The organism is Methanosarcina sp. (assembly GCF_028693135.1).
In the GTDB taxonomy this organism is placed as follows: Archaea; Halobacteriota; Methanosarcinia; order Methanosarcinales; family Methanosarcinaceae; genus Methanosarcina.
Window position 1 is genome coordinate 7,029 of record NZ_JAQUVZ010000044.1, and the last position, 22,846, is coordinate 29,874.

General features: G+C 40.6%; 21 protein-coding genes and 1 pseudogene. 10 read left to right on the forward strand and 12 right to left on the reverse strand.

Going from position 1 to position 22,846, the window contains the following annotated elements:
• Positions 1 to 142 precede the first annotated feature (142 nt).
• Entirely contained in the window at positions 143 to 637 is a 495-nt protein-coding gene (locus PHF18_RS14765; protein WP_300104196.1) for a CIA30 family protein, read from the reverse strand.
• Positions 638 to 809: 172 nt separating this feature from the next.
• Positions 810 to 1,280, reverse strand: coding sequence for a hypothetical protein (locus PHF18_RS14770; RefSeq protein WP_300104197.1), 471 nt, complete (start codon positions 1,278 to 1,280; stop codon positions 810 to 812).
• A 391-nt stretch (positions 1,281 to 1,671) separates the two neighbouring features.
• On the opposite strand from PHF18_RS14770, the gene PHF18_RS14775 reads away from it, so the two are divergent.
• The gene (locus tag PHF18_RS14775) at positions 1,672 to 2,112 is read left to right on the forward strand and encodes a pyridoxamine 5'-phosphate oxidase family protein (RefSeq protein ID WP_300104198.1); all 441 of its coding nucleotides are present in this window, start codon (positions 1,672 to 1,674) and stop codon (positions 2,110 to 2,112) included.
• Between the two features lie 234 nt (positions 2,113 to 2,346).
• Here PHF18_RS14775 and PHF18_RS14780 read toward each other — a convergent pair whose 3' ends face one another.
• Both PHF18_RS14780 and PHF18_RS14785 read right to left on the reverse strand, forming a co-directional pair.
• A complete protein-coding gene (locus PHF18_RS14780; protein WP_300104199.1) occupies positions 2,347 to 2,913 on the reverse strand; it encodes a fasciclin domain-containing protein in 567 nt (188 codons plus the stop codon).
• A 783-nt stretch (positions 2,914 to 3,696) separates the two neighbouring features.
• Entirely contained in the window at positions 3,697 to 3,876 is a 180-nt protein-coding gene (locus PHF18_RS14785; protein ID WP_300104200.1) for a hypothetical protein, read from the reverse strand.
• A 374-nt stretch (positions 3,877 to 4,250) separates the two neighbouring features.
• Between PHF18_RS14785 and PHF18_RS14790 the strand changes: the two genes are divergently transcribed.
• Positions 4,251 to 4,655: a pyridoxamine 5'-phosphate oxidase family protein gene (locus PHF18_RS14790; RefSeq protein WP_300104203.1), complete on the forward strand. Its 405-nt coding sequence runs from the start codon at positions 4,251 to 4,253 to the stop codon at positions 4,653 to 4,655.
• Positions 4,656 to 4,784: 129 nt separating this feature from the next.
• Positions 4,785 to 4,997 (forward strand): hypothetical protein, encoded by a 213-nt coding sequence (locus PHF18_RS14795; RefSeq protein WP_300104204.1) that lies wholly within the window; start codon positions 4,785 to 4,787, stop codon positions 4,995 to 4,997.
• Between the two features lie 90 nt (positions 4,998 to 5,087).
• On the opposite strand, the gene PHF18_RS14800 is transcribed toward PHF18_RS14795, so the two are convergent.
• The 4 genes from PHF18_RS14800 to PHF18_RS14815 form a co-directional block, all read right to left on the reverse strand.
• Positions 5,088 to 6,284 (reverse strand): aldo/keto reductase, encoded by a 1,197-nt coding sequence (locus tag PHF18_RS14800; RefSeq protein WP_300104206.1) that lies wholly within the window; start codon positions 6,282 to 6,284, stop codon positions 5,088 to 5,090.
• Between the two features lie 45 nt (positions 6,285 to 6,329).
• Complete coding sequence (locus PHF18_RS14805; protein WP_300104208.1) at positions 6,330 to 6,677, reverse strand: hypothetical protein; 348 nt, start codon at positions 6,675 to 6,677, stop codon at positions 6,330 to 6,332.
• 86 nt (positions 6,678 to 6,763) lie between these two features.
• Entirely contained in the window at positions 6,764 to 6,943 is a 180-nt protein-coding gene (locus PHF18_RS14810) for a helix-turn-helix domain-containing protein (RefSeq protein WP_300104210.1), read from the reverse strand.
• 348 nt (positions 6,944 to 7,291) lie between these two features.
• A complete protein-coding gene (locus PHF18_RS14815; protein WP_300104211.1) occupies positions 7,292 to 7,591 on the reverse strand; it encodes a carboxymuconolactone decarboxylase family protein in 300 nt (99 codons plus the stop codon).
• 734 nt (positions 7,592 to 8,325) lie between these two features.
• On the opposite strand from PHF18_RS14815, the gene PHF18_RS14820 reads away from it, so the two are divergent.
• On the forward strand, positions 8,326 to 10,383 hold the full coding sequence (locus PHF18_RS14820) for a PAS domain S-box protein (RefSeq protein WP_300104213.1): 2,058 nt from the start codon (positions 8,326 to 8,328) through the stop codon (positions 10,381 to 10,383).
• Positions 10,384 to 10,404: 21 nt separating this feature from the next.
• On the opposite strand, the gene PHF18_RS14825 is transcribed toward PHF18_RS14820, so the two are convergent.
• Positions 10,405 to 10,971 carry a flavin reductase family protein gene (locus PHF18_RS14825; protein WP_300104215.1) on the reverse strand — a complete coding sequence of 189 codons (567 nt, stop codon included), beginning with the start codon at positions 10,969 to 10,971 and terminating at the stop codon, positions 10,405 to 10,407.
• Between the two features lie 1,980 nt (positions 10,972 to 12,951).
• On the opposite strand from PHF18_RS14825, the gene PHF18_RS14830 reads away from it, so the two are divergent.
• Both PHF18_RS14830 and PHF18_RS14835 read left to right on the forward strand, forming a co-directional pair.
• Positions 12,952 to 13,281, forward strand: a complete 330-nt coding sequence (locus PHF18_RS14830; protein WP_300104227.1) for a hypothetical protein — start codon at positions 12,952 to 12,954, stop codon at positions 13,279 to 13,281.
• Positions 13,282 to 13,301: 20 nt separating this feature from the next.
• Entirely contained in the window at positions 13,302 to 13,814 is a 513-nt protein-coding gene (locus tag PHF18_RS14835; RefSeq protein ID WP_300104217.1) for an Ig-like domain-containing protein, read from the forward strand.
• Between the two features lie 168 nt (positions 13,815 to 13,982).
• Here the strand turns inward: PHF18_RS14835 and PHF18_RS14840 are convergent, their stop codons facing one another.
• On the reverse strand, positions 13,983 to 17,753 hold the full coding sequence (locus tag PHF18_RS14840) for a hydantoinase B/oxoprolinase family protein (RefSeq protein ID WP_300104219.1): 3,771 nt from the start codon (positions 17,751 to 17,753) through the stop codon (positions 13,983 to 13,985).
• 346 nt (positions 17,754 to 18,099) lie between these two features.
• Positions 18,100 to 19,212, reverse strand: a complete 1,113-nt coding sequence (locus PHF18_RS14845; RefSeq protein WP_300104221.1) for a phosphoserine transaminase — start codon at positions 19,210 to 19,212, stop codon at positions 18,100 to 18,102.
• Positions 19,213 to 19,531: 319 nt separating this feature from the next.
• Here PHF18_RS14845 and PHF18_RS14850 point away from each other — a divergent pair.
• A pseudogene (locus PHF18_RS14850) lies at positions 19,532 to 19,853 on the forward strand (amidohydrolase family protein); the annotation flags it as partial.
• A gap of 272 nt (positions 19,854 to 20,125) precedes the next feature.
• Here the strand turns inward: PHF18_RS14850 and PHF18_RS14855 are convergent.
• The gene (locus PHF18_RS14855; RefSeq protein ID WP_300104223.1) at positions 20,126 to 20,746 is read right to left on the reverse strand and encodes a DUF998 domain-containing protein; all 621 of its coding nucleotides are present in this window, start codon (positions 20,744 to 20,746) and stop codon (positions 20,126 to 20,128) included.
• A gap of 520 nt (positions 20,747 to 21,266) precedes the next feature.
• On the opposite strand from PHF18_RS14855, the gene PHF18_RS14860 reads away from it, so the two are divergent.
• The 3 genes from PHF18_RS14860 (at position 21,267) to eif1A (ending at position 22,718) form a co-directional block, all read left to right on the forward strand.
• Entirely contained in the window at positions 21,267 to 21,461 is a 195-nt protein-coding gene (locus PHF18_RS14860) for a CxxC-x17-CxxC domain-containing protein (protein ID WP_300104224.1), read from the forward strand.
• 494 nt (positions 21,462 to 21,955) lie between these two features.
• Positions 21,956 to 22,138, forward strand: coding sequence for a CxxC-x17-CxxC domain-containing protein (locus PHF18_RS14865; protein ID WP_300104226.1), 183 nt, complete (start codon positions 21,956 to 21,958; stop codon positions 22,136 to 22,138).
• A 247-nt stretch (positions 22,139 to 22,385) separates the two neighbouring features.
• Positions 22,386 to 22,718, forward strand: a complete 333-nt coding sequence (eif1A, locus tag PHF18_RS14870; protein WP_300104228.1) for a translation initiation factor eIF-1A — start codon at positions 22,386 to 22,388, stop codon at positions 22,716 to 22,718.
• Positions 22,719 to 22,846: the final 128 nt, after the last annotated feature.

Consider the following 22,846-nt stretch of genomic DNA (forward strand, 5'->3'; position numbering starts at 1 on the left):
TTAATCTTGATAACTTAATCTTGATAACTTAATCTTGATAACTTAATCTTGATAACTTAATCTTGATAACTTAATCTTGATAACTTAATCTTGATAACTTAATCTTGATAACTTAATCTTGATAACTTAATCTTGATAACTATTACTTGCCGTATACTTTTATGTGTTCGATTTCCAGGTCGAAATTTCCTTTCTGTCCGGCAATCATAAAACCAAAGGATCTGATATCTTCGGGGTTTAGAGGGACAGTGTTCTCCACGTATCTGCCTCTGAAGAAGGGAAGGAATTTCCCAAAAGGAATTGAAACATCTATCTCCTGTCCTTCACGGGTTTCAAATACATACTGGTAAAGGAACCCGTCGTGGTGCCTTTCGGTCTTCATGTTAAGCCTGTAGGTATTCCCGTCCCCTTTTACCCGAAGCAGGATGCCTTCAAAGGCTTTAAGGTCAAATGTATTGTTTTTCGAACGTACGGAAGCAAATCCCCGCAGTTCCTCGTCCAATTTTACCTCCCCTTTAAAGTGGGCCTTTCCTCCGGAATAAACCAGCTGGCTTCTTGAAGCTCCACCCATTACCCTATCGTCCATACTGACCCATTTAAGGGTTTCCGCCGGGTTTTTGAAATCAAAGACAAACATATTTTACACTTCTTTATGTTTATTCGAATTTTTTCGGCATTGCAACTATTTAAATACATTTGTTTTTATTTATCCTTTCCAGCTGTCCTTTCCAGCTGTTATATAGATAAAATACCTCTCATGATCTCGAATATTGAGGGGATTTTTCCGGATTAGGAGATGGAGCTGTCTATCACCTGAAGCGCGGAAGGATAAGGGTCTTATCGCTACCTTCTATTGTTTTTGCTCCTTCTTTTTCTTCAAGTTCAGCTCTGACTTTTAAGGGTACTTCTCTGCAGAAGCATTTTCTAAGGTCCAGCTGAGTCATCAGTTCGTGACAGTCAAGGCTCATAACGAGGTCTTTATGCCCGTCAGAATTAATGTCTCTGTAGTCCATAGCATATGGCTCCACTTCTCCTGTTGACTTTACTGAACTTACCGTTACTGAGTTTTCCAGTATTTTTTCAACATCCAGTTCAGCCGATCCCAGGACTGCAATCTTAATACTCCCCAGCTCCATTGTTTTTATACAGTTGACATCTCTGTCAGGATTGACTCTGATTTCTACATCCAGAACATCTTTCTGTTTCTCTCCTCCCTGATCGGAAACATACGATTCCGAGCTGGCTGCAGGAGATGCTGCGGTGGCTATCAGTACAAGCATTAAACAGAAACAAGACATTTTCCTGAATATTGAAATTTTTTGCATATCAGAATTCATTGATGGTCTCCCCCTACATTCCCATAATGAATCTCAAAATACATATATTGGCAGGAAATTATATTATGTATTATATAGTTTTGACCGAGTAGACTTCAAACCCGCAGGCTGGCTTGGGATAAGAGCTGAGAATTATAAGCAAAATTTATAAGTTTTGTTTCTATAAATTGTATAGGGAAAAAGATCATGAGCAGAGAGTAGAGTTTTTTCCTGTTGTGGGATCAAAGGCCTACTGCAGGATATGCAGATATCTTGCGGGTTTAAAATATGAGGCTTATCAAAGGCTTAATCAAAAGAAGTTCTACTGATTAATACTACAAACTGGCGGGGGAATATGACAGACAAGCTCAAAGATAAGATTTGTGAATACCTTGCAACTCATTACTACCTTAACCTGGCAACCGTAAGCCCGGAAGGAAAACCAATGGCTCATACTATGGCATATGTTTCAAAAAATGAAATCGTATACCTGGCAACCAATAAAAACACCAGGAAAGTCCAGAATATCATGCAAAACCCTCAGGTAGCATTTACTGTCGATGAGGACAATCCTGACTGGTTTGATATGCAGGCCCTTCAGGTCGAAGGCAGGGCAGCGATAGTTACCGATGAAAATGAATTGCGGGAAGTCGGAGAGATCATGGCAGCCAAATTCCCTGTTACTGCAGATATGCCGCCTGATCCGGATACGATCATGATAAAAATAGCACCCGAGGTTGTCTATTATCTGGATTACAGCATTGAGTTCGGGTACAGGGTAAACGCAAATTTCTGAACAATGTTGGAAAAATGTTGATTTCTTAGAATAGGGTAAGCTAAAATAGGGTAAGCTAAAAAACGACTTTTTTTATTTTTTTTCGTTTTTCATGCCGCATTTTTTCGAATTCTGCCTTAAACGAAGTTCCAGAAAACAGAAAAAAGAAAAAAGAAAATAAATAAGATTCTTTTTTCATAAACTCTCAGCAGGAAACCCCTGAGTCTTTAGCTCAGGGGTAGTTGAAAAATACGGTTATTCCGGCGGGATCAGTACTTTGTCTATTACGTGGATGACTCCGTTGCTGGCCTCGATGTCTGTGGCAGTGACGTTTGCATCCCCTACTTTTACCCCTTCAGTTGTATTTACTGGAAGGTCGCTTCCTTCAAGTGTTTTTATGGATGTCATTTCCACCACATCAGTGGCCATATACTTTCCTGAGGCAACGTGGTAGGTAAGCACTCTGGTAAGGGCTTCCTTATCTTTGAGCAGGCTGTCGAGCGTACCTGGCGGAAGAGCGGCAAACGCCTCATCCGTCGGGGCAAAGACCGTGAAGGGCCCTTCTCCACTGAGGGTTTCCTCAAGTCCTGCCTCTTTTATGGCCGTAACAAGAGTATTGAAAGAACCTGCATCTTCCGCAGTTTGAACGATATTTTTATCCGGCATTGTTTCGTTGTCATTTTCTCCAACTATATCTTCGGCGTCTTCAACAATACCTCCTGCTTCTTCAGTTACTTCTTCTACCATTCCCTGTGTTTCATTTTCCACTTCCTGTGTCGGGCTTGAACAGCCGGAAGCAAACAGGACCACTGCTATTAGCAATGCTACAATAAGTCCAATTTTCCTGATAATTTTTCCCCCTGTAAAATCAAAATATATATTAATTCATAAATCCTCAGCAGGAAACCCCTGAGTCTTTAGCTCAGGGGAGGAATGCGTAAACTTCCCCACCCTGCTTTGTTGAATTCGTTTTTTATTAATGTAATGAGGGCGAATAAATCACCCTCCACCTACATACGTAGGGTAATGCGTATCCGAATTGTGGACTCCAACTTCGTGAAGTTGGAGTGTTACAGCGTAGATGGAAGGACTCCAACTTCGTGAAGTTGGAGTGTTACAGCGTAGCTGGAACCAGTCAATTCCGGAATCCGTCCTCCTCTCGATCTGATATGGAAAGGTTTAACGATGCAAGCACTGCCCCTACCTCCCAGGGCTGTTTAACCGGCATCCTTAGAGCCTTAAACTGAGGCGACATTCAAGGGTAACTATGTATTCTTTCCTATCGTTTACCGATTTTCCGTTACTCCTAATCGGTGATCTGGTCAACCAGGGCTTGTTAGACAAGCCCCTGAGTCTTTAGCTCAGGGGTAGTTGACATACAGCATTGTATACTTTCACATATGATATGTGCTAATTTTTATATAACCTTATCTGACATTAAAGCAAAATAAAAGCCTCTTTTTAATTTCTGAACTATAATAAGTATCAATGATCATATTCTGGACTAATATGGGGATTTTTTTTATTTCAGAAGCTTATTTAAGCTATTTTTTAATTTTAAAGGTTTATATCTGTATATTTTAAAATTTATGCACTAAAAATAGTTTATTTTTTAAATAAATTCTCTAAAAAGCTTCTTTTTAGGCCTGGCTTTTTCCGATTCTCAGCTTCCTGGCCTATCAGGCACTGCGTTTTTTCAGGATCTCTAGCAATTCTTTGGCATTTATCGGCATGATTTTTATGGAGGCTTTCATAAATTATTTCAACATATGAGACAGGAATCAAGCGAAGTGTAAAATATATACTTTTCAAGGGTGGTATTTCCGGAGTCCACGGATTTTAAGGTAAGAAGAACAGAAAAACAGGCATAAGGCTCTTCAGGGTGGCCGGAAATAAATCTTAATTTTTTCAGTCAGCTCTCATATTCCATAACCTTTTCGGTTTTGAGCCAATTTATTCAGTATCTCTGATCCCAGTTCCCTGAGCTTCTGAAAGTTCACTATTACCCTTCCCTCACCCTCCCCTTTTATAAAAAAATGCTTAGATAGATTCTTTTGCCCTGAAAGGTTATTAAAGTGCACAAAGAACCTCTCAGGTACAGAATTCTAACGCTTAAATATATAAATTTGTACTGCCGATTATCCTGTTGGTGAATCATTATGGTAAAGTTAAATGAAGATATGAAAACTGCTTTTTCGAAAGTAAAGATATTCCCTGTTGCAACGGCTTCAAAAGAGGGAGTTCCTAACGTAGTGCCTATAGGTTTCTGCCTGCTTGTAGACGATGAGACTATCTGGATTGCGGACAACTTTATGGTTAAATCCCTGGCAAATCTGGAAGAAAATCCAAACGTTGCAATCTATGTATGGGGCCCGGAAACAGGCGGCTGCTTCCAGATAAAAGGAAAGGCTACAATTATCAGTTCAGGCGAAAAATTCGATAAAATGAAAGCAATTGTGAATGCTGCAAAGCCAGGTCTTCCTGCAAAAACCCTCATAGAAGTCGGGATCAGCGATGTCTTCCAGTGTGCTCCAGGTCCTGAAGCTGGAAAGAAACTTCTGTGATAGGAAAATATACCTGAAATAAAATAGTTCACTTAATGCTCTTTATAACTGGACACCTGGTCAAATAAGTACATCAAGGAAAAGTACAGGTGTAACATCTGAAGAACTCAAATAAGCGGGAGCGAGGAAATGGTTGAAAATAAGGGGAAACCCCCTATTTTTTGTGAAAAACTCTGTATTGTCTGCAAGGGCGCAAGATCAGGTAACAGTGTCTGCAAATCTATCCAGAACCTCGAACTGAAGATCTTTGGGAAAAACGGCTGTATCTGGGGAGCGGCAAGGACAAAATATTATGGAGTTACTCCTGATAAAAAACTTCCTGAAAATTCAAAAAATAAGTAAATGCAAAGATCTAAACTAAAATACCCAATTCAATTTATTAAGGTTGGATAGGGTATTTATGCAGAAAAATCAGGGTCAAAAGACCTGATTTTACTCTTTTCCAAAGGCTTTTTTTGCCATGACTCTCCATCCCTTGAAGTCTTTTCCCTCAAATTCTTCCACAACAGCTTCAAGCAGGGATGGTATGTCCAGATGCTGCGGGCATTTTTCAACGCACTCTCCGCACTGCACACACTGAGAGGCATATCCCGTGACGTCACCTCTTATTATTCCTCCGGGTTTTGCCGCATACATGAGTTTTGCTTCTTTTTCATTCCCTGAGAGGTAAAAGTTATCGTAGATTTCAAAACAGGCAGGAATGTCTACTCCTGAAGGACAGGGTGTGCAGTACCTGCAGCCTGTACAGCCCGTTTTCATAAGTTCCCTGTATTTATGTTCCACTTTCTTTACGAGCTGAAGTTCGTGTTCTTTCAGGGAATTCGGGTAGGCTTTATCTGCAATTTTCAGGTTTTCTTCGATATGAGACTCTTCGTTCATGCCTGAAAGCACAACCGTAACTTCGGGATGGTTCCAGATCCAGCGGAGAGCCCACTCTGCAGGTGTGCGTTTTACGGGGGCTTCGTTCCAGATATCCTGGACTGCGGGGGGTATGGGATGTGTCAGTTTGCCTCCGCGCAGAGGTTCCATGATGATTACGCCCAGCCCCTTTGCAGCTGCATATTCAAGTCCTTCTGTGCCTGCCTGGTTCTTTTCATCCAGGAAATTGTACTGGATTTGGCAGAAGGTCCAGGGATATGCGTCCACAATCCGCCTAAAATCGTCAATTGACCCGTGGAAGGAAAAGCCTGCGTTGATAATGCGCCCGTCGGCCTTTGCCCGATTAAGGAAGTCCAGAACCTCGAGCTTTTCCATTTTATCCCATAAAGCCCCAACGAGCCCGTGGACCAGATAATAATCTATATGGTCGGTCCTGAGCCTCTCAAGCTGGGCATTCAGAATTCGGTCCATATCTTCGTGGCTTTTCACGGTCCAGGAGGGAAGTTTTGTTGCGAGTTTGACCTTTTCCCTGTACCCGTCAGCAAGAGCTCTTCCCACGAAAGGCTCACTTTCTCCCATGTGGTAAGGCCATGCTGTGTCTATGTAGTTTACTCCGTGATCGATTGCATAGCGTAGCTGCTGTCTGGCTCTTTCTTCGTCTATTTTTCTTTCTTTAAGTGGAAGACGCATGCATCCGAAACCGAGTATCGAAAGTTCGTTTCCGTTCCCTGGTATTTTTCTGTACAGCATTTTTAAATCTCCTGATTTAGGGTTGACTATTTGATTGATTAGTCATCACATATCCGTGAAAATAATTATGAGTTTGCCAGACCTTTCCAGAGGAGCTGAAATCCCTCTTCGATGATTTATTCTGCATCCTGCGAGGGTATCAGAGTCCAGAATAAAACTCACCACCGCCCTGGTGCTTTGATAAAAAATCATCAGGAACAATTCAATTGAAGCATGTCCTGAGCACTCTTTCTTAAAGTCTTCCATAAGATCAAGGATGAAAACATAGCCTTTTATCACTTCTTCCCGGGTGAGTTTTGTGATATAAGGAGATGAACTGAACTGTTCAATAAAAAGGAATTCTTCAGGGTTGTTCATACCAAACCTGATGATATTTGACCACAGCTTCTTCATCCTGCCCTGAAAAGTGGCTTCAGCATCAATTCCTTCTTTTATACCGGGGCTTAATCTGCTCTTTACCTCAAAATAAAGGCTATTTATCAGGTTTTCCTTCGTCGGAAAGTAATTAAAAAGGGTTCCTGTATAAAAAGGGTTCCTGTAGCTACATCCGCATCCTTTGAAATCTGCGCGGTGGATCTGCCATGGAAGCCTCTTTCCGTGAAGAGCTTCAAAGCCGCCCCCATGATTACGGCTCTTTTGTCCTTTATTTGCTGGTCCATATTTATATTTTCAATGGTGGAAGATTAACTGATCAGTCATTAATTTTTAAATATAAAATATTTCCCACTGAGTAAACCGGGTAGAAATAGAAGGAAAAATTAGAAGGAAGAATTAGAAGGAAGAATTTGAGAGGAAAGAATTCTGCTAACTTTTTTATCTGCTCTATGAAATGGGAATAAAGTGTATTTGAAAACATTTGGGGTAGAGCATCTGGTTTTTGGGATTAAGTTTAGGTGGATATGAGTTTGGGATATATATTGAGAAAAATAGTTTTCTCAGATGCCCTGTGTTCTATACTATTTAGTCTCCCATCACATAAAAAAGAATGAAATTATTATTTATTAATATTATAACACGTCATTCAGGGCACTTGCAGCTGTGTAAACGCTTCCGGCTCCACAAATATACTGAGCTATCCTTATTGCCTGCATTATCTCTTCTTTTGTGGCTCCTTCCTCCATGGCCTGAATTGCAAAAAATTTTACCCCGTCCACTGCACCATTAGCTGCATCCAGGACCATTGCAATAAGGGATTTGTACTTAAGAGGAATTCCGCCTTCTGTAAAAGAAAGTTTTTGTGTGTTTTCAAGCAGGGAAAATAATTCCGGGTCTTTGTCCATTATAACTTTAAGAGGATTTTCTGACATATTATAATCTCCATTCCATTGTGCTTTAAATTGGATTCTTAAACTTACTGTATTTTTTTACATTTCTACTATATTATTTGATATTCACTGTCTCTAAATACCGATTAATTTTAAACTATTTAGCTTTGAGGTCAGAGTTTTCCTTTTTTTGAGTTTATTATAATTGCTTAATTTTCACTTTAGTTTTATTTCAATTTATTCTGACCAATAGAAAGCTATATTAATTATTATCTAGTTCATTAGATTCCGGTAAATTGCTAATGATATTACTAATTTATGGTTCTAACAAAAGCTGAGATGTTACAGATAATACAGATTCGGGTAAGATATACTGGAAGGTGAACATAAATTAATAAATAATTGAAAAAAGTTTTTTAATGAATAAAACTATAGCTTCAGGCTCTTACCAAGATTCAAACCTTACCAAGATTCTGTATAAATTAATTTTGTATAATAGTATTGCCAGGTAGGAAATTAAAAATTTCATAACTGGATCTACAGATAAAACTTTATCCTCTGGATATCTTATACATTATATCAAGAACGTTGGGGCGGTTCACAAAATAAATTTGTATGTAAAGAAGATTTAAAAAGAATGTCTTATATATTTTGTATCAAGTTTTAAAAAAGGAGATAAGGCCTTATTCTTGAGTACAGGATACTAACAAACTCAGGAAACGTCTACTGGATTAATAAGAGATTCTAATACTCTGCCTGAAAAGGATGGGACTATCATGAGCTATTCAAGTGCGGTTTTTGATATTAATGACAGAAAAAAGTTAAAGGAATCAATCAGGCACAAGCTGGAGATCGAGGAACTCCTACTCGAAATTTCCAACATGTTCATCGTTCCCGCCCACCTTGAAAGAGATATAAATGTTGCACTCGAAAAAATTGGTCTTCTCTGTGGGGCTGGCAGGAGTTACATATTCCTTATTCGAGAAAATGGAGCCACAATAGACAACACGCATGAATGGTGTGCTGAAGGGGTGGAGTCTCAGATAAATAATCTTCAAAATATTCCTGGCGATGTATTTTCCTGGTGGATGGAAAAACTTTCTAATGATGAGATAATCCACATAACCAATGTTTCGGCTCTGCCTCCAGAAGCAGCAGCAGAGAAAGAGTTGCTTGGAAGTCAGGGAATCAAATCTCTTATTGTTTTACCTCTGTATGTAAGTGGAAAGCTTGCAGGCTTCATGGGAATGGACAATGTGATTAATACCGGAAACTGGGGAAAAGAAGATGTATCAATACTCAGGATAGCTGTAAACCTGATTGGTATGGGGATACAGCGCAAGATGGCTGAAAAAGCGATACATTTAGGGGAAGAAATATACAGGTCCATGTTTCAGAATGCTGCCAACCTGATTCTTCTGGTGGACAAAAACGGGATTATTGTTGACTGCAATTTCCGGGTAGAAGAGCTCCTTGGCTACAGGCAGGATGAGCTCACAGGACAAACCATAAGCAGCATCATATTTTCAGATTACCTTACGAAGCTTCAGGAAGCTTCAGAAGAGGTCGAGAACAGGGGTTTTTCCTTCAACAAAGAGTACAGAATGGCTCGAAAAGACGGGAAGCCTGTAGATGTCAATGTCAATTCTTCGGGCTTAAAGGACGAAAATGGGAACCATGTTCAGATTATTTACATAATAGAAGACATTGGTGAACGCAAAAAAGCAGAGAAGATGTTAAAGGAGAGTGAAGGAAGATACCGCTCTCTGTTTCAAAACAATGGCGCTGTAACAATGCTGATCGATCCGGATACTGGTGATATACTTGATGTAAATCCGGCTGCCTGTTCTTACTACGGATACGCCAGAGAGAAAATGCTCAGTCTTAACATTGCTGATATCAATATACTTCCAGAAGAAAAGATCCTGGAAGACCTGGAACAGGCAAAGTCGAGAGATATGAATCATTTATATTTCACTCATCGGTTAGCAAACGGAGTGCTACGTGATGTTGAGAACTACAGTTATCCTATTTTGATAGATGGGAAAAAACTCCTGTATGCAATTATTTCGGATATAACAGATACTAAAAAAATGGGGAATGAACTTGTTAGAGCAAAAATGGAAGCTGAAGTTGCTAATCAAACAAAAAGCGAATTTCTGGCCAGCATGAGCCACGAACTGAGGACACCCATGAATTCGATCATAGGTTTCTCAGATATGCTGCTTACTCAAGACTTCGGCCCGCTTAACGAAAAGCAGCTGAGATATGTCACCAATATCTCAGTGAGCGGAGACCATCTCCTGAAGTTGATCAATGATGTACTGGATCTCTCAAAGGTTGAAGCCGGAAAGATGGAACTTAACGTAGAGAAATTCTCCATATCCGGTTCAGTCTCTGAAGTTAAAACTTTATTGACACCTCTGGCATCAAAGAAAAGTATTCAGATCCTGAGCACTTTTGATGAGGATCTTACGACCATAAAGGCTGATAGAACAAAGTTCAATCAAATATTATACAACCTGATGGATAATGCTATCAAGTTCACACCCGAAGGTGGACACGTTATTGTTGATGCCAGGGTTGGGGAAGATGGAGCAAAAATTACTATCAAAGATACAGGCGTTGGAATCTCCGAAGAGGAAGTCCATAAGGTTTTTCAGCCGTTCACACAGCTTAGAAACTCCAAATACGGAAAACATGTCGGGACAGGACTTGGACTTTCTCTTGTCAAGAAATTTGTGGAGATGCACGCAGGCAAAATCTGGGTTGAAAGCGAGTTTGGAGAAGGTAGTAAATTTATTTTTACCATCCCCCTCAACTCGAATAATTAATCAAAGGATAGATTTTCTGTCTCAGGTCTTTTTTCCTATAGAAAATGCTTTTCCAAGGTTACATCCGATGCCATAATAGCTTCTATTTCCAGTCCCGTATACAACAGGTTTAACCTTTTCAATATCAGGATTTCCGTTTTCATCAAGCACGGATTCTTCTGCCTTGATGTCCACTATCTCTCCTACGAAAAGGGTGTGCAGCCCTATCTCAAGACTGTGGAGAAGTTTGCACTCCAGGACAACCGGGAATTCTTCGATATAAGGAGCAGGCACAAGCTCGCTTCTTACCGGCGTCAGGCAGGCTGTCTTGAACTTGTCTTCATCCCTTCCGCTTGTGAGGCCGAAGTAATCGGCTTCCTTTACATAATCTTCTGAGGGGATGTTTACAGTAAATGCCTTATTTTCCATAATGCCGGCATAGCTGTAGGTAGCTTTTCTTAAGGACACGCTGATACATGGAGGATTCGAACAGCAGATCCCTGCCCAGGCTACAGTCATAGCATTGGGCTTTCCATTCATGTCATAGGTGCCGACAACCCAGGCTGGAGTCGGAAATGCAAGCGTCTTTGCTCCGATTGATTGTTTCATGGTTTAATCTTCTTTTCTATAATACAATAAAATGGTTTGTCTTATTTATTTGTGTATTGTATTGAAAAAGGCATTATAAATCAGTTAGTACTTGATCAAACAAAACATAAAAGATCCATTTCAAAATCAAAGATAATTATTATCAGTCGAATATCCCTCTAGCTTACTGCGGGGATGGAATACTTCCCCAGTAACAGTTAATGATATTATGATTTAGTTAATGATATTATGATTTAGTTAATGATATTATGATTTAGTTAATGATATTATGATTTAGTTAATGATATTATGATTTATCAATTCCATTTTTTGGTTATTAGGTTCTGCTCAAACTAAATTTTTTAGGTTTACTGTCTACTTTAACGAAATTTGGAGCGGGGGCACGAACATGCCCCGTTGCTTGCAGCGGGATTTCCCAGCGCAACTTTGATTTAGTTAAGGTAATTTTTTAAACAACAGTACTGTATATATGTTTCAGTAGCGTACACTTTTTTGTTCTTGTATACAAGAAATATTATAGTTTAAATTAATAATTAATATGAAAGGCTTTTATATTTTTGTTATAATATGCTTAATTGTGGGGAAAGATAATATGGGACTGATAAGTGATTTTTTCAACTTCCTTGAGGTTCTGTCAGGTTTATGGAAGTGAAGGAATTTTTTCAGTTACAGTTGAACCTATAAAATGACCATCCCTCGTAGACTTGAAAGTACAGTAAATTGTATGAAGAGGTGAAATTTTAATGAGTCCCCAATTTACTCCAAAAAGGAAAGGTCAGAAACCAAAATACGATCATGAAAAAATCGAAGAACTCCTCAAAGCAGGTGAGAAACCCTTTAAGATTATGCTTCTGTTGGGGTGTTCTTATGGGGTTTTACGGTACGTACGAAAGAAAATGGGAAGAAAAAAAGTATAATTTTGAAAAGATATTCATTTGTATTCGGTTAAGATACGATCTGTAAGAAATGCGTTGCTTTTAATGCATTTTCCTGTTAACCTGTTATTAAGGTTATTGAGTCGTTGGGGGTTAAAAATATAACTAAAAGACTATTTGCAATCGCTTGTACCTTCTTATTCATAATAGGTCATATGTCCAGGCGAAGGAAACATATGCAAAAATCTCTTGTCTGGAGAGGATTTCTGAGCGAATCTATGTGGGTAGACGACTATAGAAATCTGTCGCGTTTCAAGAAATTGGTTTTTTGGGTGTATTATCCTTTCTCTTATGCTAAATTTTTATGGATTGTTGTATGGGATTGTATTGACAGATTATGCTTTAGAGATTCAAGAACAAGGTATACTAAAACAAGGATGGAATACCAAAAATCCTGTAAAATACAATAATATGAAAAGTTATTAGTTATGCTGAAAAAAATTACTATTTTCTGGTTTTATTTATTAATCAGAAAGAATGATACTTTTTATTAAAGACTTGGTATAATTCTACTGATATTAATCTCTACATTTTTTTTGCTATTTTCTTTTTGCTATTTTCGATACTAAAAAAAGGTTTTTCGAGTTGGACTGATAGGTATTCTATTTGCTCTTCTTCCGGGTCATTCTTCTGATATCTTTTGTTTCCAACAGAAGTCCAAAATGGCAATCAGTTTAGTAACAGAGGTATATAGTAACAGAAGTATAAAATTGGTGAAGTCATATGTGCCTGGAATTAAGTATTATGATGGGACAAAACTTTCCTAAAATGACTAAATTTCCTCTAAAAAACTCTTTTAAATCCTTCTTTAAAATCCCTTATTTTGAAAATCACTATAAATCACAAACAGTCACAAATTATTTTGTATCTTGTATAGTTGGCATTATATATTATGTGGGATATAAGATAGATACAAGAGTATTAAGTTTAATTACTCTCCTTTCCGGAATATATTATAAATAAGGGGCAAGGGGTTCTTCGGGAAGGAAAATATCAAGGGGTTCTTCGGGAAGGAAAATATCAAGGGGATGCAAGATTGCTAAATATGAAGAGATATGGTGAGCTATTGCTGAGTGCATATGTCATGAAGATAATTAAGCCAGGGGGATCTCAAAAGAGTGGAGGAATAATAAATAAATATGGTAAATTAGTCCTTGGAGCATATATACTCGAGAAACTCACGTCAGAAAAATCTCATAAAGAAGTAGAACCAAAAATAAAATCAGAAGAAGTAAAATTGGATGAAGCAGGTGGGGGATTTTCAATGAATAAACTTTGTAAGGTGACGATGTGTATGCTTGTCGGAGCTACAGCTGTTTACGCTTTTAAAAAACATGCTGCTAAAAAGTGTGGGTACAAAATCAAAGTGGAATGAGGAAAAAGGAGGGTACGAAATTGCATAAAAATAATGACTGGAGTAAATTTTTGCTGGGTGTATTTGCAGGAGCTGCGATTTTTTATACGGTTAAAAAGTATCTGTGTAATAAGCCCCTTCCAGAGGTTTTCAAATCTCTTCCACTTCACTTCAAACACGGACAGGTCCCCCCAAAGGTAAAGTCAATTTATCCTGACAGGCAGACTTTTGCGTTCAGGCATGATTCCCCTATCTGGATCGAATTCGACATGCCTATGAATAACGCGAGCATTACGAAAGATACCGTAATAGTAAGAAGTTCCGCATCAACAGAGCCAGTGGAAGGCTTACTGGATGCAGGGTCCAGAATAATGATGTTCCGTCCTTATGGTGAATATCCTATTGATGAGTCAGGTGCTGAAATAACAATAACCTTACTTGGAACCGAAACCGGATACGGAGTCATAATAGACGAAAGGGGAATTGCTCTGGACGGCGATAAAGACGGAAAAGCTGGAGGAGACTTTGTATATACTTACAGGATTGTAAAGTGAAAAAGTCCTGCTTTCCGAATAAGCAAGTTTTTTAACCTGCTTTCTTTTTCAATTTATTTTGTTTTCTTTTTCAATTTATTTTGTTTTCTTTTTCAATTTATTTTGTTTTTTAATCCTTTTTTATATTATCCAGATTATTTTAGTATTTTTTCATTCTATTCTGTTTGATTAAGTTCTTTTTCCATTTTTCCCCTGGTTTTCTTTCTCACCGTACCCTCCCCCACCCGGCGTCTCTATAACAAAAACATCTCCACTTTTTAGCTTAATTTCAGCCTGTCCCTCAACCTCCATAACGCTGCCGTCTCTGCAGATAAGTGTGTTCTTTCCGCACTCTCCTGGCATGCCACCTTTGAGCCCAAAGGGGGGGAGTTTCCTGTGGCTTGAAAGAATGGCTGCATTCATGTCCTTCAGGAACCTGATTTTCCGGACAACCCCATTTCCACCCCTAAATTTACCCTCTCCTCCACTTCCCTGCCGGATGGAAAACTCCTCCAGTAAAACCGGAAACCTTGTTTCAAGGATCTCAGGGTCGGTAATTCTGGAGTTGGTCATGTGGGTATGGACAGCATCCGTTCCTGCAAATCCTGGACCTGCCCCTGCTCCACCGCAGATGGTTTCATAGTACTGGAAGTCTGAATTTCCAAAGGTGAAATTATTCATAGTACCCTGGGAAGCAGCCAGAGTGCCAAGGGCTCCGAACAGGGCATCAACAATGTACTGTGAGGTCTCAACATTGCCTGCAACAACTGCTGCAGGATATTCCGGCCTGAGCATGGAGCCGTCTGGGATGATAATTTCAAGCGGCCTTAAACAGCCCGCATTCAGGGGGATATCACTTTTTACCAGTGTCCTGAAAGTGTAGAGGACAGCAGCCAGGCAGACAGACGCAGGTGCATTGAAATTGTTTGAAAGCTGGGGGGATGTCCCCGTAAAATCTATTATGGCACTCCGGTTCTTGCGGTCAATGGTGACTTTCACTTTTATTGCATTCCCATCATCGAGCAAATAGGTGAATTCTCCGTCTGTAAGCCTGTCAATAACTCTTCTGACAGCTTCTTCAGCATTATCCTGCACATGGTCCATATAAGCTTCAACGGTTTCAAGGGAAAATTCTTCCACCATCCTGCGCAGTTCCTGAAGCCCTTTTTCATTTGCAGCTACCTGGGCCCGAAGGTCAGCCGTGTTCTGGTCCGGGTTTCTTGCAGGGTATTTTCCCGAGTTCAACCAGGCCTTCAGCTTTTCTTCACAGAAATGGCCCTGTTTGACTATTTTCATGCCTTCGCTGAGCACCCCTTCTTCCTCAATGGTTCTGCTGCCTGGAGGCACGGACCCCGGACTTATTCCTCCTACATCGGCATGGTGACCTCTGGATGCCAGATAAAACAGGACCTTTCCGGAACTGCTAAACATCGGAGTAACAACCGTGATATCCGGGAGATGGGTGCCTCCGTGATACGGGGAGTTAATCAGGTATACATCCCCTGACTGCATTTCCCCAAAATGCGTCAGGATAAGGGATTTTACGCATTCCCCCATGGAACCCAGATGCACAGGGATGTGAGGGGCGTTTGCTATAAGGTTTCCGTGCCTGTCGAAAATCGCACAGGAAAAGTCAAGCCTCTCTTTTATGTTTACCGAGTAGGCTGTGTTCTGCAGAGTGTAGCCCATCTGCTCGGCAACTGACATGAACCTGTTATTGAAAATCTCAAGCATTACGGGATCAGCCTCTGTCCCTATGGCGGTATGAGTCGGGAGAGGAATTTTACGGTGAAGGAGGAGATGGTCACGTTCCGTAATCTCTCCTTCCCAGCCAGGTTCAATTATAATGGTCGTATTTTTCTCAATAAGAATTGCAGGCCCGCTTATACAGGTTCCAGGTTTGAGTTCTCCCCTCTGGAAAACAGGAGTCTCATGGAATTCCCCATAGCTGTACATTTGAACCGCCGAGACCGGAGAAAAAGCAGGGTTTGTTTCAGTTTCCAGCACAGGGTCAGAAACTCTTTCAGTAATCCCTATGATCTCCACGGAAACGGCTTCAACAACCATGGCTTTGCCTTCTATTACAAACCCGAAACGTTTTTTGTGGGCTTCCTCAAACCCAGCCCTTAACGCCTTGTTATCTGCAAAATCAACAGCTAACTGCGTATCCGAACCTGCATAGCGCATATGGGCCTTAAAGAGTGCAGCAATGCAGTCCTCCTGAACTCCCTGCTCAAGCATCATCAGTCTACCTTCATTTTCAAGCCCTGAAAATGCAGTTTTCAATTCCTCTATCAGCCCTTCTGTCAGTTCAGCTCCAATATATTGTTCTTTTATCAGCCTCTGGTCTGCAAGTCCCATCCCGTATGCTGAGAGCACGCCTGCATAAGGATGAATGAAGATCCTTTTGACCCCGAGGCTGTCTGCAACCCTGCAGGCATGCTGGGCGCCGGCTCCTCCAAAGCAGCAGAGAGTATATTCTTTTATGTTGTATCCCCGCTGGACCGAGATTTTCTTTATGGCATTTGCCATATTTTCGACTGCTACTGAAAGAAAACCTTCTGCCACCTGCTCAGGGGTTCGGGTACTGCCTCCGCTTGAAATCTCTTTTTCAGAAACCTCTTTTTCAGAGACTTCTTTTTCAGAGACTTCTTTTTCAGAGACTTCTTTTTCAGAGACTTCTTTTTCAATCTCTGTGAATTTCCTGCGCACAATTTCAGAATCAAGAGGCTGGGCTGCACCCGATCCGAATATCTTCGGGAACAATTCGGGCTGCAATTTCCCAAGCATGACATTGCAGTCGGTAACCGTAAGGGGCCCTCCTTTTCGGTAAGATGCCGGTCCGGGGTCTGAGCCTGCAGAATCCGGGCCTACTCTGAACCTGCCCCCTTCGTAGTGAAGTATGGAACCCCCGCCTGCAGCTACGGTATGGATGCGCATCATAGGAGAACGCAGGCGTACACCTGCAATCTCGGTTTCAAGGCTGCGCTCATATTCCCCACTGTACTGGGCTACATCCGTAGATGTCCCTCCCATGTCGAAAGTGATTATCTTTTTTGCCCCTGCCATTTCCGAGGTTGCAACTGCTCCAACGATTCCCCCGGCAGGTCCCGAAAGGATGCAGTCTTTGCCCTGGAAAGCCCCCGAATCTATGAGCCCGCCGCTGGACTGCATGAACATGAGCCTGGGACTATTTTTTTCCTCACATTCTTCCTCCAGGCTTTCTTTTTCAGGTGCTTCTTCTTCACCTTCTTTTTTGCTTTCTCTTTCTTGCAGGCTCTTTTCGATAATGTCTACATATCTGCGAAGCACAGGAGAAAGATATGCATCCACAACTGCTGTTTCTCCTCTGCTAACGATTTTTATTAGCGGGCTTGCCTGATGGGACAGGGACACCTGTGTAAAACCGATCTCCTGCGCAAGCCTGCCGATCTTTAGCTCATGCCCAGGATACCGATAAGCATGCATAAGGACAATTGCAGCTGAACGGATGCCGGCGTTGAAAGCCTCTTCAAGCTCTTTTCTGGCTTCCCCAAGGTCAAGGTCTTTCCCGTCCGCCCCGTACCTGCCTGAAACTTCGATAACCCTCTCATAAAGCTGGTCCGGAAGTTCGATCTTCTGTGCAAAAATATCCGGGCGGTTCTGGTACCCTATCCTGAGAGCGTCTCCAAACCCCCGGGTTATAACAAGAACAGTGCGTTCTCCTTTCCTTTCAAGGAGGGCATTTGTGCCCACGGTTGTGCCCATTTTTATGGCTTCCACCTGTTCGGCAGGAAAGGGAGCATTTTCAGGCAGCTCGAGAACCTGGCGGATCCCGTGCATGGCTGCATCTTCATAATGAGACGGATCTTCGGAAAGAAGCTTGTGTGTGACCAGTTTTCCATCAGGGCGGCGGGCTACGATATCAGTAAACGTTCCTCCGCGGTCTATCCAGAACTGCCAGCGGGTTTTGGGGGACATGAAGGGAATAATTGCAGAGGTGGTATTAATTATTAATCGGAAAATTCTGGATGTAACTCGATTCTCAGATAGTAACAGACTCTTTTTTCCATATAACTTCGAGATAATTGCATCCTTATACAGGGATTCGAATAAAAAGAAAAATTTTTGGAGTTAAAGTGTGATGAAAAAGTAAGATAAATTAAAATTTCTCTGATAAATCAGGTGTGCAAAAAGGATTTTGAAGGGATATTTACAATCTGTCCGCGTGAGACAAATTTTGGGATTAAACATTCTTTTGCTATCAGCAAAAAGGTATTAACGATCTCTCACGATTCCTTCTTTGCTGATAACAAAAAAGATTTTATTATTTAACCAAATTGTAAGCCCATTCGATCCATTCACAGAGGCATTCTAAATCCTCTTTCTCGACGGTAGCCCCGCACCAGATGCGCAAGCCCGAAGGGGCATCCCGGTAAGAACCGATGTCATAAGCAACTTTTTCATTCTCAAGCGTTTTAATCAGTGCTTTAAGCTTTTCGTCGGGTAAATCAACTTTAAAGCAGACACTGGTGCTGGACCTTATCTCTTTTGTTTCCGCTAAGAAATGGATCCAGTTATTTTTAGCAACAAATGCCTCAAAGACCGCCAGATTTTCATTTGCCCGCTGGATAAGTTGTTTAAGCCCTCCGACAGACTCTGCCCATTTTAATGCTGACAGCCAATCTTCATTAGCCAGCATGGATGGGGTGTTAATAGTAGAGCCTTCAAAAATCCCCTTATTCAGTTTACCACTTTTGGTCAGGCGGAAAATCTTGGGCAATGGCCAGGCAGGAGTATAGCTTTCTAACCGCTGAACAGCCCGCGGAGATAAAATCAGCATCCCGTGTGCACCTTCCCCACCTAAAACCTTCTGCCATGAGAAGGTGATGACATCCAATTTATGGCAGGGTATATCCATAGCAAATACAGCAGAGGTGGCATCGCAAAGCGTGAGCCCTTCCCGGTTATCAGGAATCCAGTCGCCATTGGGTACTTTGACTCCGCTTGTAGTCCCATTCCAGACAAAGACGACATCATTCTTGAAATCGACCTTCTTTAAATCCGGTAATTTCCCGTATTCTGCCTCAAAAACTCGGGTATCTTTTAATTTTAACTGTTTAGTGATGTCGGTTGCCCATTCTTTACTGAAAGATTCCCAAACCAGAACATCAACCACGCGGCACCCCAGCATGGACCACAAGCACATTTCAAAAGCGCCTGTATCGGAAGCCGGTACAATACCTACGAGATACTCATCAGGAAGTCCTAGCATATCTCTTGTTCTTTTAATTGCTTCAGCTAATTTTTCCTTGCCAGGTTTGCTCCGGTGTGACCGGCCAAAAGGTGTATCCTTCAGCTCTTCAACAGAATAACCTGGATGTTTGGCACAAGGCCCAGAAGAAAAACAAGGATTATTAGGAACTCGTGTTGGTTTCATTTTATCTTTTCCTTTTTGGTACTGTTATGTTTTCGGGGAAGAAGAAATTTTCCAGTTACTGGCGAACATGTAATTATAGCCATCCCCGAAGACTTAACAGTGTACCTTTTATTTATCATTTCGTGCTACTTTTAGATGGTCAAAACCAATGTTCGTATCCAACAAAAAAGTGCCTCTATATTTCTATAGTTTTTTTTGTATTTGATGAAAGGTAATCGACCAATTAACCTGTATCTCCCTTTTTTTATTCCTTTTCTCCAAGTTCCTAATACTGGTTTTTTGGAAAAATTTATCCATTGTTGGGGTGAAATTAATCCCCATGAAAAAGTACCTGGGGATTACTGTTGATCTGTTTCCAGGCGGCAGTTTAAAAGCGAGATTACCGTTGAAAACGGGAAGATCATTCGTGTTGAAGAAAAGGAGCACGATCATGAGCAGTACATCCTGCCCAGGATGGTGGACGCCCACGTGCCTATCGAAAGTTCCATGACTGTGCCTTCGGTTTTTGCCCGGATGGCTTTGCAAAAGGTACAGTTGCCGTGGTCAGCGATCCTCATGAAACTGCAAACGTTATGGGGGAAGAAGGCATCGATTACATGCTTGAGGATTCAAAAATATCCCCTATGAAGGTCTTTTATGGGAGGGTTCTAAATTTATTTTTTAGTGGGGCTTGCTCACGATATGCCTTTCTTTCCATTAAACTTTTGTTTTTAAAACTATAAGGGATGTACAAATTCAGCTATTTTCGTGGTCAGTAGGTCTCATATGTCATTTTTCATTACGGGAATTACGGGAAAAGCCGCGCTCTGGCGCGGGACAAAAGCGGTTTTGGATGCCATTGAGTTTGTTCCGGATAAGTTCAACATATCAATAAGCCTCCCCATGTTCTTAATCTTGATTCCTTAAATGCACCTTATTCCCAAGAACACCCCATCAGATACCCGCCAAAACCCGTGACCCAGAGCAGTATGGGGTACGCTATCCACCGCTCAAGCCCTCCGAGCCCAAAAGCTGCAAAAGGGCTTGCATTTCCCATGATGTAGTAGAGAAACAAGTTAAGCAGTGCGATTCCTCCGAGTATGACTGAGAAATAGCTAAGCGGTGCCCTCTCGATCCGGTAACTTGTAATTGCGGATATGCCTCCCATAACGAAGGTCATTAGTGCAAAAATTCCGTGTATGTCCCCATAGCTGCCGTTAAAGATTCCAACTCCCAGAACACCGATCCCGAATAAGCCAAGAGGGATAGTGACCGCCTGCTTCCTGAATGCGTGGTGAATGAAGTAGGCAGAAGCTGCAATTAGGAGGCCGGACACAGCCATTGCAGCACCGAAGATGGTTGAAGAGGGTTGTATTATGATACTGTTGGGCGGTTCGGTTGCACCCAGGTCGCTTATCATGTTCTGCGATGTGCTGTACCCGGGATAAAGCGTCTCAGCCGTGATAATGCCGAGGAAAGCCAGCACGCCTGCACTGAATAGGAGTGCTCCTGCAATGTTTTCGTACCGAATACGAGAGGGTGATCTGTCAGCCATGGCAATCTGATAAACCTTGAAGATTGAAGTTATTTAGGAGTTGTGTTGGGCGGATTTCGGTCAGTAATAGCAATTTTAGATACTTTTACAATTTTAGATACTTTTAACAATTGGAGGTTTTGTATCTTTATTACTATGTTAATGGGTGAATATTATTAGTAAATCTAAAGACATCAATCGACTTTTTTATCCTGAAAACAATTCTGAAAACAATCCTGAAAACTTATTATAATTAAGGATAAAATGATTTTTGTGATTAGCCCATAGATATTTTTTATGCATGCTTTTTACAGAAATATGTTCTGCAAACTCTGGCTATAAAATGTTCTCTTAATTTAAAGAGTGCGCTTTCATTTGTAGGGGCATATTTATATATTATAAGTGCGGTTTAGAATCATTGAAAATAAAGAGATGTATAATCATCTGTTGTTAAAAAACCAATTTTTGTTTTTAAACAAAGAGTTCTATACAATCTTATTTTTAAACTATTAACAAAAACTAAAACAAAGGTGAAACAAATATGGCTTTTAATGACAGAAACTTCAGAGGAAATTCTAATTCTAATTTTGGCGCTCCTAGAGAAATGCACAAGACAAAGTGTTCTGATTGTGGTGTTGAAACAGAAGTGCCTTTCAAACCTGACCCAGAAAGACCTGTTTACTGCAGAGACTGTCTTCCTAACCACAGGAAACCCAGAGAAAACAACAGATATTAAGTGTTATTTGTGTAACTGAGTTTACATCAACACTTAACTGAGTTACATCAACACTTATTTCTTTTCCACTTTTTTTAATTTACTATAAATCGAAATATACTTTTTTTCTTAACCTGTGGTCTTTTATAGATTCAGAAGAAGTACTAGAAGAAGTACTTTGCATGATCAATAAGTTTTGCTTTACCGATAAGTTTCATTGGAGGTTGTTTTCGGATTAAGGTAAAACTCTGTCAAATGAACCTGATTTCAGAAGCTATCAGTGAATGGGTTATTATATTCTCCTTAAAACAATGTCTATAAATTGTTCTTTCATTTTAGATAATTTGTGTCGATTTGTATAGGTACATTTATATAATTTGACTGTATAGTATATGTATTGAAAATAAAGAGAAGTATAATCTGTTATTAAAAACCAATTTTTGTTTTTAATCTAAGGGGTATACAATCTTGTTTTTTAACTATTGACTATCCGCTAAAGCGGAGGTGAAACGAAAATGGCTTTTAATGACAGAAATTTCAGGGGAAATTCCGGAGGTTTCCGTGGTAACACTGGACCAAGGGAAATGACAAAAGTAACCTGCTCTGACTGCGGTGTTGAGACCGAAGTACCGTTCAAACCCACCGAAGGCAGGCCAGTATACTGCAGGGAATGTTTTCCTAAACACAAGAAATTTTAATGATAATCTGCATCGGGTGTTAATTTTGTAATTAAGTTTATATTAACGCCTGATTCGTTTTTTCTTTTTGCTTTTTTGGTTTATTCTCTTTGTTTCTTTACTTATTTCCACCTCGTACGGAAGGGAAAAGTAAGAATAAACCGGCATTGAGAATGAGAACCTGTACGAATTATTCAACATTGAACTTATATCGAAATCAATCAAAATCCGTCAAGGAGGAATTAACCTGGCTAATTATAGAAGCACTATTAGAAAAAGAAGATTAGGAACCACACAACCAGGACACTCAGGAGATAACTCTGAAGTATCCAGGGTACGAACCCCCCGTAAGGACAGAAATGAAGTCCTGGCAACGGTTGCATGTTTACTCGGCTCGAAAAGGGTAACACTTCAGTGTATGGATGGCGTTGTCCGCATGGGCCGGATCCCGGGTTCTAAAAAGAAGAGAATGTGGATCCGTGAAGGCGACATTGTCATAGCCAATCCTTGGGAAGTCCAGGACTCAAAAGCCGAAGTAATCTGGAAATATACAAGACCCCAGGTTGAATGGCTTGAGAGGAAAGGCTACATTAAGTACTGATAAGGTATCTGAAATAAAGGTATCTGAAATAAAGGTATCTGAAATAAAGGTATCTGAAATAAAGGTATCTGAAATAAAGGTATCTGAAATAAAGGTATCTGAAATAAAGGTATCTGAAATAAAGGTAT

Bases quoted from the DNA above. Each gene is read 5' to 3' on its own strand.
- PHF18_RS14810 (WP_300104210.1), bottom strand. From the start codon at position 6,943: ATGGACCAGCAAATAAAGGACAAAAGAGCCGTAATCATGGGGGCGGCT.
- PHF18_RS14845 (WP_300104221.1), bottom strand. From the start codon at position 19,212: ATGAAACCAACACGAGTTCCTAATAATCCTTGTTTTTCTTCTGGGCCT.
- PHF18_RS14815 (WP_300104211.1), bottom strand. From the start codon at position 7,591: ATGTCAGAAAATCCTCTTAAAGTTATAATGGACAAAGACCCGGAATTA.
- PHF18_RS14805 (WP_300104208.1), bottom strand. From the start codon at position 6,677: ATGAAGAAGCTGTGGTCAAATATCATCAGGTTTGGTATGAACAACCCT.
- PHF18_RS14765 (WP_300104196.1), bottom strand. From the start codon at position 637: ATGTTTGTCTTTGATTTCAAAAACCCGGCGGAAACCCTTAAATGGGTC.
- PHF18_RS14770 (WP_300104197.1), bottom strand. From the start codon at position 1,280: ATGCTTGTACTGATAGCCACCGCAGCATCTCCTGCAGCCAGCTCGGAA.
- PHF18_RS14830 (WP_300104227.1), top strand. From the start codon at position 12,952: ATGAAGAGATATGGTGAGCTATTGCTGAGTGCATATGTCATGAAGATA.
- PHF18_RS14795 (WP_300104204.1), top strand. From the start codon at position 4,785: ATGGTTGAAAATAAGGGGAAACCCCCTATTTTTTGTGAAAAACTCTGT.
- PHF18_RS14860 (WP_300104224.1), top strand. From the start codon at position 21,267: ATGGCTTTTAATGACAGAAACTTCAGAGGAAATTCTAATTCTAATTTT.
- PHF18_RS14855 (WP_300104223.1), bottom strand. From the start codon at position 20,746: ATGGCTGACAGATCACCCTCTCGTATTCGGTACGAAAACATTGCAGGA.
- PHF18_RS14820 (WP_300104213.1), top strand. From the start codon at position 8,326: ATGAGCTATTCAAGTGCGGTTTTTGATATTAATGACAGAAAAAAGTTA.
- PHF18_RS14840 (WP_300104219.1), bottom strand. From the start codon at position 17,753: ATGTCCCCCAAAACCCGCTGGCAGTTCTGGATAGACCGCGGAGGAACG.
- PHF18_RS14865 (WP_300104226.1), top strand. From the start codon at position 21,956: ATGGCTTTTAATGACAGAAATTTCAGGGGAAATTCCGGAGGTTTCCGT.
- PHF18_RS14775 (WP_300104198.1), top strand. From the start codon at position 1,672: ATGACAGACAAGCTCAAAGATAAGATTTGTGAATACCTTGCAACTCAT.
- PHF18_RS14825 (WP_300104215.1), bottom strand. From the start codon at position 10,971: ATGAAACAATCAATCGGAGCAAAGACGCTTGCATTTCCGACTCCAGCC.
- PHF18_RS14800 (WP_300104206.1), bottom strand. From the start codon at position 6,284: ATGCTGTACAGAAAAATACCAGGGAACGGAAACGAACTTTCGATACTC.
- PHF18_RS14790 (WP_300104203.1), top strand. From the start codon at position 4,251: ATGGTAAAGTTAAATGAAGATATGAAAACTGCTTTTTCGAAAGTAAAG.